At 34.8% G+C, this 14,705-nt stretch carries 13 protein-coding genes and 1 pseudogene; 10 read left to right on the forward strand and 4 right to left on the reverse strand.

Annotated features, from left to right (window positions below; all coding sequences use genetic code 11):
- Nucleotide 1 precedes the first annotated feature (1 nt).
- The gene (gene rbsB, locus Y7E_RS0103750) at nucleotides 2-925 is read left to right on the forward strand and encodes a ribose ABC transporter substrate-binding protein RbsB (protein ID WP_017149979.1); all 924 of its coding nucleotides are present in this window, start codon (nucleotides 2-4) and stop codon (nucleotides 923-925) included.
- A gap of 34 nt (nucleotides 926-959) precedes the next feature.
- Nucleotides 960-1,607, forward strand: coding sequence for a fructose-6-phosphate aldolase (gene fsa, locus Y7E_RS0103755; RefSeq protein WP_017149980.1), 648 nt, complete (start codon nucleotides 960-962; stop codon nucleotides 1,605-1,607).
- A 93-nt stretch (nucleotides 1,608-1,700) separates the two neighbouring features.
- Here the strand turns inward: fsa and Y7E_RS29085 are convergent.
- Nucleotides 1,701-2,488 (reverse strand): annotated as a pseudogene (locus tag Y7E_RS29085) (helix-turn-helix domain-containing protein).
- A gap of 400 nt (nucleotides 2,489-2,888) precedes the next feature.
- Between Y7E_RS29085 and Y7E_RS0103765 the strand changes: the two are divergent.
- Nucleotides 2,889-3,305, forward strand: a complete 417-nt coding sequence (locus tag Y7E_RS0103765; protein WP_017149982.1) for an RDD family protein — start codon at nucleotides 2,889-2,891, stop codon at nucleotides 3,303-3,305.
- Nucleotides 3,306-3,419: 114 nt separating this feature from the next.
- Here Y7E_RS0103765 and Y7E_RS0103770 read toward each other — a convergent pair whose 3' ends face one another.
- Nucleotides 3,420-4,574: an MFS transporter gene (locus Y7E_RS0103770; protein WP_017149983.1), complete on the reverse strand. Its 1,155-nt coding sequence runs from the start codon at nucleotides 4,572-4,574 to the stop codon at nucleotides 3,420-3,422.
- Nucleotides 4,575-4,800: 226 nt separating this feature from the next.
- On the opposite strand from Y7E_RS0103770, the gene bdhA reads away from it, so the two are divergent.
- The 4 genes from bdhA (at nucleotide 4,801) to Y7E_RS0103790 (ending at nucleotide 9,710) form a co-directional block, all read left to right on the forward strand.
- Nucleotides 4,801-5,853 carry a (R,R)-butanediol dehydrogenase gene (bdhA, locus tag Y7E_RS0103775; protein WP_017149984.1) on the forward strand — a complete coding sequence of 351 codons (1,053 nt, stop codon included), beginning with the start codon at nucleotides 4,801-4,803 and terminating at the stop codon, nucleotides 5,851-5,853.
- Between the two features lie 347 nt (nucleotides 5,854-6,200).
- Nucleotides 6,201-7,052, forward strand: coding sequence for a phospholipase CerA (gene cerA, locus Y7E_RS0103780; RefSeq protein ID WP_017149985.1), 852 nt, complete (start codon nucleotides 6,201-6,203; stop codon nucleotides 7,050-7,052).
- 196 nt (nucleotides 7,053-7,248) lie between these two features.
- Nucleotides 7,249-8,421 carry an amino acid deaminase/aldolase gene (locus tag Y7E_RS0103785; protein WP_017149986.1) on the forward strand — a complete coding sequence of 391 codons (1,173 nt, stop codon included), beginning with the start codon at nucleotides 7,249-7,251 and terminating at the stop codon, nucleotides 8,419-8,421.
- Nucleotides 8,409-9,710 carry a D-arabinono-1,4-lactone oxidase gene (locus Y7E_RS0103790; protein WP_017149987.1) on the forward strand — a complete coding sequence of 434 codons (1,302 nt, stop codon included), beginning with the start codon at nucleotides 8,409-8,411 and terminating at the stop codon, nucleotides 9,708-9,710. Before Y7E_RS0103785 ends, Y7E_RS0103790 begins: the two co-directional genes overlap by 13 nt.
- A gap of 15 nt (nucleotides 9,711-9,725) precedes the next feature.
- Here Y7E_RS0103790 and Y7E_RS0103795 read toward each other — a convergent pair whose 3' ends face one another.
- Together Y7E_RS0103795 and Y7E_RS0103800 are read right to left on the reverse strand one after the other, a co-directional pair.
- Nucleotides 9,726-10,877: a VanZ family protein gene (locus Y7E_RS0103795; protein ID WP_017149988.1), complete on the reverse strand. Its 1,152-nt coding sequence runs from the start codon at nucleotides 10,875-10,877 to the stop codon at nucleotides 9,726-9,728.
- 173 nt (nucleotides 10,878-11,050) lie between these two features.
- A complete protein-coding gene (locus tag Y7E_RS0103800; RefSeq protein WP_017149989.1) occupies nucleotides 11,051-11,353 on the reverse strand; it encodes an antibiotic biosynthesis monooxygenase family protein in 303 nt (100 codons plus the stop codon).
- A 1,043-nt stretch (nucleotides 11,354-12,396) separates the two neighbouring features.
- On the opposite strand from Y7E_RS0103800, the gene Y7E_RS0103805 reads away from it, so the two are divergent.
- From Y7E_RS0103805 to Y7E_RS0103815, 3 genes are all read left to right on the forward strand, one after another.
- The gene (locus Y7E_RS0103805) at nucleotides 12,397-13,698 is read left to right on the forward strand and encodes a 3D domain-containing protein (RefSeq protein ID WP_017149990.1); all 1,302 of its coding nucleotides are present in this window, start codon (nucleotides 12,397-12,399) and stop codon (nucleotides 13,696-13,698) included.
- Nucleotides 13,699-13,815: 117 nt separating this feature from the next.
- Nucleotides 13,816-14,034: a helix-turn-helix transcriptional regulator gene (locus tag Y7E_RS0103810; RefSeq protein WP_017149991.1), complete on the forward strand. Its 219-nt coding sequence runs from the start codon at nucleotides 13,816-13,818 to the stop codon at nucleotides 14,032-14,034.
- Nucleotides 14,027-14,500, forward strand: a complete 474-nt coding sequence (locus Y7E_RS0103815; protein WP_017149992.1) for a DUF2178 domain-containing protein — start codon at nucleotides 14,027-14,029, stop codon at nucleotides 14,498-14,500. The genes Y7E_RS0103810 and Y7E_RS0103815 overlap by 8 nt, the downstream gene beginning before the upstream one ends.
- Nucleotides 14,501-14,705: the final 205 nt, after the last annotated feature.

Consider the following 14,705-nt stretch of genomic DNA (forward strand, 5'->3'; position numbering starts at 1 on the left):
CATGAAAAAATGGTTGCTTGTACTCGTTGCATTCATAATGGTAATCACTGCTGGTTGTTCAATGGAACCACCAGAATGGGCGAAGGATTCTAGCGATAAAGGTCGAAATAAAACTATTAAAGTTGGATTTTCTGTTTCCACTTTAAACAATCCATTTTTCGTTACGTTGAAAAAAGGTGCAGAAAAAAAAGCGAAAGATACTGGTATTGAGCTGATTGCTGTTGATGCACAAAACGATGCCGCGAAGCAAACGAACGATGTCGAAGACTTAATTCAAAAAGGCGTTGACGTAGTTGTTATTAATCCAACAGATTCAGATGCGGTTGCCTCAGCGGTAAGTGCGGCCAATGCGGCGAATATTCCTGTTATTACAGTAGACCGCGTTGCAAACTCAGGGAAAGTTGTTTCTCATATTGCTTCCGATAATGTTGAAGGTGGAAATATGGCAGGTGAATACATTCGTGAACTTGTTGGTGAAGGAGCAAATGTTGCTGAGTTAGAAGGGATTCCTGGATCATCCGCTGCTCGTGAGCGCGGGAAAGGATTCCATAAAGTTGCGGATAAAGGGTTAAAAGTAGTTGCAAAGCAAGCTGCTGACTTTGACCGTGCCAAAGGATTATCAGTTATGGAAAACATATTACAGGCAAATAATGATATAAAAGCAGTATTTGCTCATAACGATGAAATGGCATTAGGTGCGCTTGAGGCATTAAAATCTGCTGGGAAGACAGATGTCGTTGTTGTTGGATTTGATGCAACAGACGATGCTGTGAAAGCGGTTAATGATGGACGTATGGCAGCAACTGTTGCACAAAAACCGGAATTAATCGGGGAGAAGGCGATGGAAACAGCAAAACAGGTGAAGCAAGGTAAAAAAGTGGAAAAATTCATTCCGATTGAATTAGAGCTTATTAAGAAAAAATAAATATAAAATGAAAATTAGGAAGGAAGAATAACAAATGAAATTCTTTATTGATACAGCAAACATTAATGAAATTAAAGAGGCAAATGAACTAGGCGTATTAGCAGGCGTTACAACAAATCCATCACTTGTAGCAAAAGAAGGCGTAGATTTCCATGAGCGTATTCGTGAAATTTGCAGCGTTGTAGAAGGACCTGTAAGTGCAGAAGTAATTAGCTTAGAAGCAGATAAGATGATTGAAGAAGGAAAAGAATTAGCAAAAATCGCTCCAAACGTTGTTGTAAAAGTTCCAATGACAAAAGAAGGATTAAAAGCAGTAAAAGCATTCTCTGATTTAGGAATTCGTACAAACGTTACGTTAGTATTCTCAGCAGTACAAGCATTACTTGCAGCGCGCGCTGGAGCAACATATGTATCTCCATTCTTAGGTCGTTTAGATGATATCGGTCATAACGGTATGGATTTAATTCGCCAAATTGCTGAGATCTTTGCAATTCACGGTATTGAAACAGAAATTATTGCAGCATCTGTACGGCATAGTGTTCACGTAACAGACGCAGCATTAAACGGTGCACATATCGCAACAATCCCAGCGAATGTAATTGGAGCATTAGTGAAACATCCGTTAACAGATCAAGGGATTGAGAAGTTTTTAGCGGATTGGGAGAAAACACAAGGAAAATAAATATAATAAAAAATCACAACTCACTTGTTTGGGTTGTGATTTTTTATCATATAGAAAAGCTCATGAGTTTTTTAGTTGAATGGTGTGGTACTGTTAAAAATCATTCACCATTTTTCTCACTTTCTTTCTAAGTTTAAAAAATAAGCGATTACTATGTTCTTCATTTTCCACCAGAAGTTTATATGTTTCTAATATTCCTGCTGTGCGAATGAAAATGTAGACACCAACAGCAATTAAAGCTACAAAAAACGGATAATACGGTACTAAAAATCCTGAAGTTATATTTTTCTTTCTAACAAAAACGGTATTCCACCCGCTACAATTGAACAAACTCCAACTATCATTACTGGAGTATACTTCCTCTTAATAATTTCATACCTCGCTGTCAACTCTTTAAGAAAGTTTTGGTCAAATATTAGTACTTCTTTTTTTAGTATTTTATATCTATTATCTTCTATAGATACACATGCCAAAATAGCTCCAATACCAAGGACAGCAATTATAATGATAAGGAATGTATAAATTGCTGGATCCTGTTTAAAAATCAAATATGGTACGGTAGATAAAATAAGTAGGCTAAACCCTAAAGCAATATATTTAGAAATTTTTTGCTCATATAAGAAGTACCCTTCTGCCATTTCTCTACTTACATAATATCCTAGTTCATTTTCATGGCTTTGTTCAATCGTATCTTTTAACAAATAATAAACAGATACCCCGAAAACATTTCCAATCATTAGAAGTTTTTCGGTTTCAGGAACCCCCTGTCCATTTTCCCATTTACTAATAGCCTGTCTTGTAGTGTTTAATTTTTCAGCTAATGCCTCTTGAGAAAGGCCATTTTCTTTTCTTAATTTAAAAAGCTTCTCACCAAACGCCATATGTATAACCCCCTTTGTTTTGATAACTAAATTGTATGTAAATATTGCTCTCTATTCTATCTTCTGAGAAATGCATTTTGTAAACTTACGGTTGCACTTACGTTATATAGAGTATATTTTTGGATAATTTAACTGTATAACCAATATTTTGAATTTGTAAGAGCTAAAATTGCCTAATACCACGTTATAAAGATTTTGAAAAGAGGGTCTATCAAATGCTGTAGGGAAAAGAAATATTTCCAAGGAAATTGTCGAGGTATATGCAATGGTTATTCAATTTCTATTAGAAATGATAGGAGAGTGATTGTATATAGAGATAAGGTCGGTTATATTTAAGATTAAACATCCAGAAAACTTTTACTTATAAAGAGGAGATTGTTTCAAAAGGAGAGGGAGCAACATGTATGAAAAGGAAGCAGCAGGATTTGGGAAGAGATTTTTAGCCTGTATTGTTGATGGGTTACTGTTTGTTCCTATTTATACTATTTTGTTAATTTTACATGTATCGAAGTCTCATACGGAAATGATAGTAAATATTTTACACTTTTTATATTTCCTAATTGTACCTGCTATATGGCTAGGATTCACAGTAGGAAAGAGAGTACTAGAAATCCAAATTATTCGTATAGATGGAGAAAAAATTACATTATGGACTACATGTATGCGTCATTTGATAGCTGTAATTGTATATACTCTTACATTAGGAATTGGATTTATTATAAGTGCATTTATGGTAGGGTTACGTGAGGATAAAAGAGCAATTCATGATTTTATTGCTGGAACACAGGTGGTAGAGATAGAAGAGGAATTATATTGAGATATTTGATATATATGGATGTATAAGGCGAATGGATATGCTACAGCATATGTCCTTGATACAAAGTGCTTTCAGTAAATAAGTTACCTAAAAATAAAAAGACAATGATGGAATCTAACCCATCATTGTCTTTTTTACTTTTCCCCTCACATAAATCATGGAAGCAAATGTTAGTAAGAATGCAGTTCCAATTACAAAGCTTACGCTCGGTGATGCTCCGATTGCTCCAACTGTAAAGGATCCAGCGACAACGCCTAATGAGAAGAATGCGTAAAATAATCCGAATGCCTTCCCGCGTTTATCTTCAGTTGTATTTTCAACAAGTAAAGCATTAATAGATGGGAAGAGGATGGCGAATCCAATTCCGTAAATCATCATCACAATAAAGAGCATTCCTTTTGTTGTAAATATACCAAGTAATGATAAGGCAAGTGCCATAACTGTAATACCGATTAGCATCATTTTTGAACGGTCAAAGCGATCATAAATACGATTTGTTGGTAGCAAGAAGAAGAGGATGGCAGTGATCCCAAATACACTTAGCATCATGCCTGTTGTGGATGCTTTGAGTGCCAATGCTTCTACTTTTACGGGTAACATATATGTGACGATTCCTTGTGAGAACATTAATGTAAAAGCACCAATATATGCTTGTAATAATGGTTCGGATTTTAGTAATCCTATCATATCTTCTTTGTTCATCATTTGCGTCCGTGAAGTATCTTTTCTAGTCACATTGTTTGGTAACAAGAAAAGGGATACGATTGTACCGAATACCATTAAGATAGAAATAGTCACAAAGACCCATTCTACACCTGCAGCAGCTTTCATAATTCCACTGAAAGCAGGGCCGACGATAGCAGCTGTTCCGACAGCGGCACCAGATAGTGCCATTGCTTTTCCTTGTTTTGTAGATTTCGTTTGTTTAGATAGGAAAGTAAAGGCTGCAGGGATTAAGAAGCCATCACTAAATCCGTGTAAAAAGCGAACGATAAGTAATTGTTCGCCGCTCTGAACAACGGTATACAATAATACTATGAGACTCGTAATTCCCATACTTATATAGAGTACTTTCTTTGCTCCAAATTTATCAACAGATGCACCTGCGATAATATTGCCAATCATATTGGCAAACGAGTACATTCCTACAACAAGACCGATAATAAGAGGAGTTCCTCCGAGGCTTTGCGCGTAAGTACTCATAATAGGTAATTGTGAAAATGTATCTAAAAACGCTACGATAACAATAAAATAAATGAAATATTTCAAGCGATGTTCACCTCTCCTCTGCTATTATGGCATAATGCGAATTTCCCCTGCAATGAAATTGAATTAACAGATGTGGAAAAAAGTACAAAGTGACAAAAAAGTGAACTTTTCTGTTAAAATTTAGTGAAATTCAGATTATTTTTTTGAAATATATGGATAGAAGTACTATAATAGATTGGTAAACTTCACCAGGTTAAGTATATATACATAGAGAGGGATGCATAAAATGAAAGCATTACTTTGGCATAATCAACGTGATGTAAGAGTAGAAGAAGTTCCAGAACCAACTGTACGATCAGGAGCAGTGAAAATCAAAATTAAATGGTGTGGTATTTGTGGAACAGATTTACATGAATATTTAGCAGGACCTATTTTTATTCCAACAGAAGAACATCCACTAACACATGTGAAAGCACCTGTTATTTTAGGTCATGAGTTTAGTGGTGAAGTTGTTGAAATCGGTGAAGGTGTTACAAATCATAAAGTAGGGGACCGCGTTGTTGTAGAACCTATTTATTCTTGTGGTAAATGTGAAGCTTGTAAACATGGTCATTATAACGTTTGTGAACAACTTGTTTTCCATGGTCTTGGTGGCGATGGAGGAGGCTTCTCTGAATATACTGTAGTACCAGCAGATATGGTTCACCATATCCCAGATGAAATGACTTATGAACAAGGAGCACTTGTAGAACCAGCAGCAGTTGCAGTTCATGCAGTGCGTCAAAGTAAATTAAAAGAAGGCGAAGCTGTAGCGGTATTTGGCTGTGGCCCAATCGGACTTCTTGTTATCCAAGCTGCTAAAGCAGCAGGTGCAACACCTGTTATTGCAGTTGAACTTTCTAAAGAACGTCAAGAGTTAGCAAAATTAGCAGGCGCTGATTACGTATTAAATCCAGCAGAGCAAGATGTGCTAGCAGAAATTCGTAACTTAACAAATGGTTTAGGTGTAAATGTTAGTTTCGAAGTAACTGGTGTTGAAGTTGTACTTCGTCAAGCAATTGAAAGTACAAGCTTTGAAGGACAAACAGTGATTGTCAGCGTATGGGAAAAAGACGCAAAAATCACTCCAAACAACTTAGTATTAAAAGAAAAAGAACTGGTTGGTATTCTTGGATACCGTCACATCTTCCCATCTGTTATTAAATTAATTAGCTCTGGTCAAATTCAAGCAGAGAAATTAATTACGAAAAAAATTACAGTGGATCAAGTTGTAGAAGAAGGATTTGAAGCGCTCGTAAAAGATAAAAATCAAGTGAAAATTCTTGTTTCACCTAAATAATATATAATATAGAAGAAAGTAGTCTTTTTCTAGAAATAGAAGGAGGCTACTTTTTTTATGCATAGAAAGGTGGTAGACTTCCCTGTGAAAAATTAGCTTGAGTATAAAGGGAGAGTTGTATGCTTTATTTTTTACAATATTTTAGCTGTTTCTTTTCAGAAAATTAATATGCGTTTACTACAATGCAAATAAATCATATCATCCATAGAATTATAATGATATGAACATTTGCATAATTTATTTTCTCAATAGAAATGAGTAGAAAGGTAGGATATTTTAATCATAGGTTAACAATATGACCTGAATTACATATTCAAAGTAAATTAAATATAAACGGAGGTTTTCATATGAAAAAGAAAGTAATAGCATTAGCTGCAGCTATTACGTTAGTAGCGCCCTTACAAAGTGTAGCATTTGCACATGAAAATGAGGGCGGAAATAAGATAAGAGTAATTCAATATTGGTCTGCTGAAGATAAACATGCAGAGGGTGTAAACTCCCATTTATGGATTGTTAATCGTGCAATTGATATCATGTCTCGTAATACAACGATTGTAAAACAAGATGAGGTAGCACTATTAAATGAATGGCGTACAGAGTTAGAGAATGGTATCTACGCTGCTGATTATGAAAACCCTTACTATGATAATAGTACATTCGCTTCTCATTTCTATGATCCTGATTCAGGGAAGACATATATTCCTTTTGCTAAGCAGGCAAAAGAAACTGGTGCTAAATACTTTAAACTTGCTGGTGAATCTTATCAAAAGCAAGAGATGAAACAAGCATTCTTCTATTTAGGTTTATCACTTCATTACTTAGGAGATGTCAATCAACCGATGCATGTAGCGAACTTTACCAACCTTTCTTATCCACAAGGTTTTCACTCCAAGTATGAAAATTTTGTAGATACAATAAAAGACAATTATAAAGCGATTGATGGGAATGGATATTGGAATTGGAAAGGCACAAACCCTGAAGATTGGATTCATGGAGCGGCTGTAGCTGCCAAGCAAGAATATGCAGGCATTGTAAATGATACTACAAAAGATTGGTTCGTGTGGGCAGCTGTATCGCAAGAATATGCTGATAAATGGCGTGCAGAAGTTACACCAGCAACAGGAAAGCGTTTAGTGGAAGCACAGCGTGTAACAGCTGGATATATTCAGCTATGGTTTGATACATATGGAAATCGCTAGAATGGTCGGTTAGTTCTTGGCTGAAAACATATACGGATAATGATTATTCCGATCATTATCCAGTAGAGGCAACTATTTCTATGAAATAATTAAAAAAGTTTCTTCGTAAAGAAGAAACTTTTTTGTGTTTAGATACAGGAAAATATGAGTTTCTTTCCAATATGTATAAGACATATATGGAAGGAGAGAGGAAAGTGTGGAGCGTAACATATTTCAGAAGGTTCCCTTACCATGTGCATTTCTTGATGAAGAAGTACTAGAAAGAAATATTCAATCGATTGTTCAATTGTGTGAAGGAAAGAAAGTCCGTATTGCAAGTAAATCGTTACGATCTGTTCCGGTCATGAAGCGAATTTTAGCTTCTAATAGCTGTTTTCAAGGCATTATGTGTTTTTCACCACGAGAAGTGCTATTCCTAATAAAACAAGGCTTTAATGATTTGTTGCTTGGATACCCTGTATATGATGAACAAGCATTGCAAGAAATTAGTTTGCTTACAAAACAAGGGTTTTCTATTACGTGTATGGTAGATTGTGAGGCACATATTGTTTATTTAGAAAGAATTGCAATGCAGACAGGTGGATGGTTTCGAATATGTTTTGACATTGATATGAGTAGTCGTTTTTGGGGTCTTCATTTTGGTGTGAGACGCTCTCCGTTACGAAAGGTATCTGAAGTTGTAGAGAGGGTAGAAAAGATTACAAAATCTTCATTTTTACAAATAGATGGTTTGATGGGATATGAAGCACAGATTGCAGGGGTAGGAGATCGTGTACCAAAACAAGGATTCAAAAATAAAGTTGTTTCTTATTTAAAAAGAAGATCTGCATTTGAAGTGATGAAACGAAGACAGAGCATTGTACGAGTATTGCAAGAAAAAGGAATTATACTTCGTTTTGTAAACGGAGGAGGCACAGGAAGTATAAAAACGACAATACAAGATGAATCTGTCACAGAGATTACAATAGGCTCTGCTTTCTACTCTCCTAAACTCTTTGATTATTATAAAGATATTAGATTTGAACCAGCTGTTGGTTTTGCTTTGCCGATTGTTAGACAACCGGAACCTCATATATATACTTGTCTAGGTGGTGGATATATTGCTTCAGGAGCAGTTGGAAAAGATAAAGAACCTATGATTTGGGAACCAAGCGGGGCAAAGTTGTTAGCTTTAGAAGGAGCTGGCGAAGTGCAAACACCTGTTTATTATGATGGTTCAGAGCATATGACGGTTGGAGATGTCATATTGTTTCGTCATAGTAAAGCTGGTGAATTGTGCGAGCGCTTTTCATCGTTACATCGCGTCGTAAAGGGAAAAATAGTAGGAGAGTATTCAACTTATCGGGGGGATGATCAATGTTTTCTGTAACAGGGAAGAAATGGAGAAATTGGACAGGAAATGTAGAAGGTACTCCGCAATATACGATGTATCCAAAAAGTATACAAGATGTAACTGAAGCGGTGAATTTTGCAAAAGAAAAGGGAAAGAGAATTCGTGTTGTTGGTTCAGGTCATTCATTTACACCGCTTGCTCAAACAGAGGAAATTCTTCTTTCGCTAGATGAACTAAAAGGAATTTTGAGTGTGGATTCACAATCATTAATAGTGGAGGTATGGGCTGGAACAAAATTGTCTGATTTAGGACGAATATTACAAGAAAAAGGCTATGCGCAAGAAAATTTAGGAGATATTGATTCACAATCTATTGCAGGGGCTATTAGCACAGGAACACATGGAACAGGGATTACATTTGGAAGTTTAGCGACGCAAGTTGTGGAAATTACCGCTGTTCTTGCCTCGGGTGAAATGATTGTTTGTTCTGAGAAAGATCATCCTGAATTTTGGAAAGCATTTCAGTTATCGCTCGGTATGCTTGGGATTATTGTAATAGTCAAATTAAAAGTCATCCCAGCTTATTCACTTATCTATGAAAGCAAAAAGGAATCGTTTTCTACTGTAATGAACAGACTGGACGAATATAAACAACATCGTCATTTTGAATTTTTTGTGTTTCCGTATTCAGATGATGTCCAAGTGAAAATTACAAATGAAACGACAGTTAAAGGTATGGATTTGAAGTGGCATAAGTTAAAGACAGAGCTACTTGAAAATATAGCTTTTTCATTATTATCTAAAGGATGCAAGCTGATTCCTTCTATAAGTAAAGGGGTTAGTAGGTTGTCAGCAAAGGCAGTACCGAATGCGCAAATAACGGGCCCAAGCTATCAAATATTTGCTACATCGCGTAATGTTCGTTTTTATGAAATGGAGTATAGTATACCTGCTCAATATATGAAAAAAGTAGTACAAGAGATTCATAATCTTATACAAGAAAAGAGGTTTCAAGTACATTTTCCTATTGAATGTCGCTATGTACGAGGAGACGATATATGGATAAGTCCTGCATATGAAAGAGATTCAGCTTATATTGCTGTGCATATGTATAAAGGTATGAAATATGCTGCGTACTTTACAGCGATAGAACATATTTTTCAAAAGTATGAAGGACGTCCGCATTGGGGAAAAATGCATACAATGAGATATGAACAATTACAACTCGTTTATCCTAAGTTAAACTCTTTCTTGGAAGTTAGAAGAGAGATAGATTCAATGGGGATGTTTTTAAATCCGTATTTGTCAAAAATGTTTTCTATTTAAGAAAAAAGCTGACAATTATTTGTCAGCTTTTTTGAATGTGATTGCATTTCTTGTATGGCTTATATGCTCATAAAATAATAATTTATCTCGACTAAATACATGTAATAGGACATGTATAATGAAGAGACCATTAATTGAGAACATAAACAGTAATATAATGAGCATAGTTAATGGATTAGTCTGATTCAATATGGAACTACTAGAGAGAATATAGTTCATTCCACCTAAAACAAAATAGAACAGGCCGTAACGAATAAATAATTCTTTAATGGTAATGCGCTCATTTTTACCTTTTATGTGAATACGAAGCAACGCTTTACCAATTGTTTTTCCGTTCGTTAAATACGGAATGACGATGAAATAAATAAAGACCGCACATATGGTGAAAATAAGTTCATATAGATTGGTATAAGACTGGATACTAGAGATGAAAATAGAATTCCCTTTATTTTTTATAACTGGTACAACAATGGATAAGAAAATCCAATCAATTTGCAGTGCGATTAGGCGGCGAATAAATCCAACAGGTTTCGTAGCTAAATCGACATGTGCATCTAATTCATTTGATTTAGGAAGGAAGTACGTGAATACCGGTGCAATGAAATAACCCACTGCTCCTCCTAGTGTATTTAAAAATAGATCGTCGACATCAAATAAACGATACGCACAATTATATATACCGTACAATCCAGTTACTTGTGTCACTTCAAAAAATAGTGAGAGACAAAGTGAAAAGAAGATCGTTTGTAAAAAACCAAGACGGAAATAGTAACGTAAATATATGCCGAATGGAATCGTTAACAGGGCATTAAATGCGACCTGTAAAAAGGCAGATTCTTTTAATAAGTAGAAATAGGTGGTAGGCTTTGCCAATATTGCTGCTGTATGATTACTAATTTCTTGAATGAAATAAAATGGTGCAAGCTGAACGTGCTGTGTGTTAGCTGGCTGCAAGCTACATGTATCATAAGTTTGTGGCAGCGGTAAGATGACGAGAAAATAAGCGTTTAATAGGTACAGAAGTAAAGAGTATAAAATAAATGAACGCCATTTATTTAAATAACCATATTTTCTGTAATTAAATATTAAAAATGGAATCAATAGAATCATTGCTAGAAATGGAAATATAATAAATGCTGTTTTAATTGGAAATAAATAAGCTGTCAAAATGTGGCTCCTTTCGAAAAATTCGGGTTCTATTATAATCTTAATAAAATGTAAAAGCAAATTTTATTTTTAGAGACCGAATAACTTCGATAGGTAAGCGTGATAAATAAGTGGTTGGTGGGGAGTAGGATAGGTAAAGAAGAGCCTTACTGCAATTTTGCAGAAGGCTCTTTTTAGTTCGAGTATTTGGCATGGGTAGCATTTGATTTTGAAGAAAGGATATAGCTTTGGAATTGTTGCTTCCATGTCAAAGTTGTGTTTTCTTTTTTTTGAGAAATCCACTCGCGATAATCTTGTTGTGTTTTCCATAACATACGAATCATATACTCGTTCCCATATTGGGTCCGTTTCATACGGGAAAATTCTAGATTAATAAATCCACAAGATCCAGAATTTGGGTAGTACTGCTTTAAAGAATGTATAATTTTAGTTTCATAACTAAATTTAATATGAATGAGTTTTGTAACAATAAACATGATTGCACCCCTTTTGTATTATTAATAAGAAATTAGAGTGAATATCCTGTCTCAGTCATAACATGTGCAATCCCTCCTGTTATTCTTACGAGGTTAGGGTATGTTTGCGATATAGATCCATCCCGTTCGTAATTGATTTAGTAATGCATGACGCGTTAAATATTATACTATTCTGAAAATTAAAAGTAAATAAAAGGAAGACGACAAATTTTTTATTTCGCTATTTACGAACAGTAACACTCTTGCCTCAAAATTTAGCGAAATGAAAGAAGTTAGGTGGTGGATGGAGCCCCGCAGATTCAAGCTTCACTTTATAAAAAAGAGCGGTCCTAGTAATAGGGCCGCTCTTTCGTTCTTATAGGAAAATAGTAGTAAGTACACCCACGATGACACGATAGAAGGAGAAATATTTTAAAATATAATAAAATTGTTCCATTGTTTCCGTCTTGTTATAGTTCTCTAAAAAAGATAACTTGTCTATTATAACAAAAGAATAATTTCAAATTGATGAGAAATCAAAAAAAACAAAAATTTGTCATCAAATGTAAAGAACAATGAGAGTTAAACTATATAAATCTATTTCAATTTTTCAATATATAGGTCGCTGCTACGAAGAAGAAAAAATGACCTATACTCGTTTTCTTTTTCTTTTTCAGCTGGGCAATAGAGGAAGGAATCTGCCGGTTCCTATGCATGACTGGATGCTCTCTCCCGCCTAAAAGAAAGGGATTATGTCAGTTTTTTAATTTGGATTAATATAATTTGTAGCAGGTTGTCACACACTGTTAAAAGACTAATTTTGTATTAGTAAGGTTCCTGCAAGATTTGACAATGTATTTAATGTCGTGTAATCTGTTGTTTCTAATATACTAATCTAAGCTTTTGTAAGATTTTTATGAAAAAGAGTTGTTAAAAGTTAAGAGTTTATTACATTTTATGGTTTGTTTTTCTTTTTTTGTCATGAAAAATAAAGTGTATTTAATGAGTTTGTAAACAAACTGTAAAATAAATCATGTATAACTGTATGAGAAGGGAGTCGGATTATGAACTATTTTAAGCGAATCAGTAGTCTAGTATTAGCAGGAATTATTGGTCTTTCTAGTACAGTCGCTGTAAAAGCTGAGTCAAACGACGAGAAACTGAACAACATGCAGCAGCAATTGCAGCAGAATAACAATGATATTCAGCAAAAAGAACAAGAGAAGCAAGCTGTTAATAAAGAAATACAAGGTATTGAAAGTGAACTACATAATTTAAATGATACAATTACAAAAAACAAAGAGGAACAAGCTGCTATTCAGCGTAAAATCGATGAAACACATAAGCAAATTGAACAGAAAAAGAAAGAGATTATCGTTTTAGAAGATAAAGTACTTGCTCGTAAAGATATTATGAAAAAACGTATGGTTTCTGTTCAAAATAGCTCAAACACGAGTTTAGTAGTCGAAGTTGTAGTAGAATCAAAGAATTTTGCTGATTTCTTACAACGTATGAACGCAGTATCCACAATTTTAGATGCGGATAAAGAGATTTTACGTCTTCAAGAACAAGATCTTCGTCAAATTGAAGAAGACAAAAAAGCAATTGATGAAAAAGAGGCATCTTTAGAAGTAGATAAACAAAAATTAGCAAAAGCGCAAGCAAATTTACAAGAAAACTTGAAAAAACGTCAAGAAAACTTACAAGCTGTGCAGGAAAAATATAGTCAAATTGCAGGACAAATTAATTTAGCTGAACAAGAAAAAGAAAAAATTGAATCAAACATGAAAGCAGTACAAGAAACAATTGCTCGTGAGCAAGAAGCAGCAAGATTAGCAGAAGAAGCTCGTGCAAAAGCAGAAGCTGAAGCAAAAGCTGCAAGAGAAGAAGAGGAAAGAGCAAGAGCAGAAGCTGAAGCAGAAAAAACAGCTGATTCAAAGCCAGAATCAAAACCAACTGAACCTGCTGTAAATAAACCAGAGCCGGCTCCAACTCCAGCTCCAGCTCCAAAACCAGAGTCAAAACCAGAGCCAACACCTAGTCCAAAGCCAGGACAAGGTGGGCGTGAAATTTATGTAGAAGCGACTGCTTATACAGCTGATCCATCGGAAAATGGTTACAAACCAGGTGAACATGTGTATTCAGCAATGGGACATGATTTAACTGCAAACCCAGGAATGAAGTTAATTGCTGTAGATCCAAAAGTTATCCCGCTAGGTTCTCGTGTATATGTTGAAGGTTATGGAACGGCAATTGCAGGCGATACTGGTGGTGCGATTAAAGGCCATAGAATCGATGTATTAATGCCAGATAAAGCATCGTCTAGTGCTTGGGGTAGAAAACAAGTTCGTGTTGTAATCTTATAATTTGAAGTGAAATCCAACTTTACACATTGTAAAGTTGGATTTTTTTACAAAATAAATGTTAAGTTGAGTTTACATTTTGTGAAGTATAGCATACAATAGTGGTAAGGGGTGGTAAAATTGTCCATTTTTAATAGAGTGAAGGAGCTAAGAGCCCGTTTTAACTTCACGCAAAGCGTATTAGCTGAAAAAGTTGGAGTAACACGGCAAACTATTGCAGCAATTGAAAAAGGGGATTACGTTCCATCGTTGTTATTAGCACTGATGATTTGTGATGTATTTGAATTAAAGATGGAGGATGTGTTTGTTTTAAATAAGGAGGGAGAAGAGGATGAATAGAGTTGTTCTTTCCTATGTAATGAGTGTTGTGTGTACATGTTTAGCTGCTTGGGCATTTATTGAATTGTTTTATGCGTATATGGATTTTGCTAATATTATTAGTACGAAGCCAGAGGGATTTGAGATAGCTATAGATGCTACACCTGTTTTTGGCTTAGTTAGTATGGCTGTAATATTTTTTATTATTTATAGAATACAAAAGAAAAAATATAAGAAATTATCTTTTTGGATGTTTCCTCTTTTATTTCCACAAGATGATGAGCGTGAGGAAATAATTACAGCAAAAGCATGTCGTACTACTTTTGTTGCGCTTTGGTATGTTATACCTATTGCAGCTGGATTGCTTATTTTATCTCCGATTGTAAACTCATATGTTCCTGCGTACCCATTATATATTGTATTTTTAATCCTGTTTATCCAAGTAACCGTATTTCATATATCACTTTATCGAAATAAAATTGCTTAAAGACGTGCTATGTGCACGTCTTTTTTTAGTAATAATTAACCTGTTTTTTTAAAAGGTTAACACATGTAGAGGTAAAGGTTTACAAACGTTCTTTACGATAGAAATTGGATCTATCGAATAAAGGGAGTGGGAAATGAAAAAAGCATTATTATACGGTGAGATAAGTCAATAAGTAGCTTCTTCTTTTCGTCTTAGACTTGTACAT

Source organism: Bacillus bingmayongensis, from assembly GCF_000299035.1.
In the GTDB taxonomy this organism is placed as follows: Bacteria; Bacillota; Bacilli; order Bacillales; family Bacillaceae_G; genus Bacillus_A; species Bacillus_A bingmayongensis.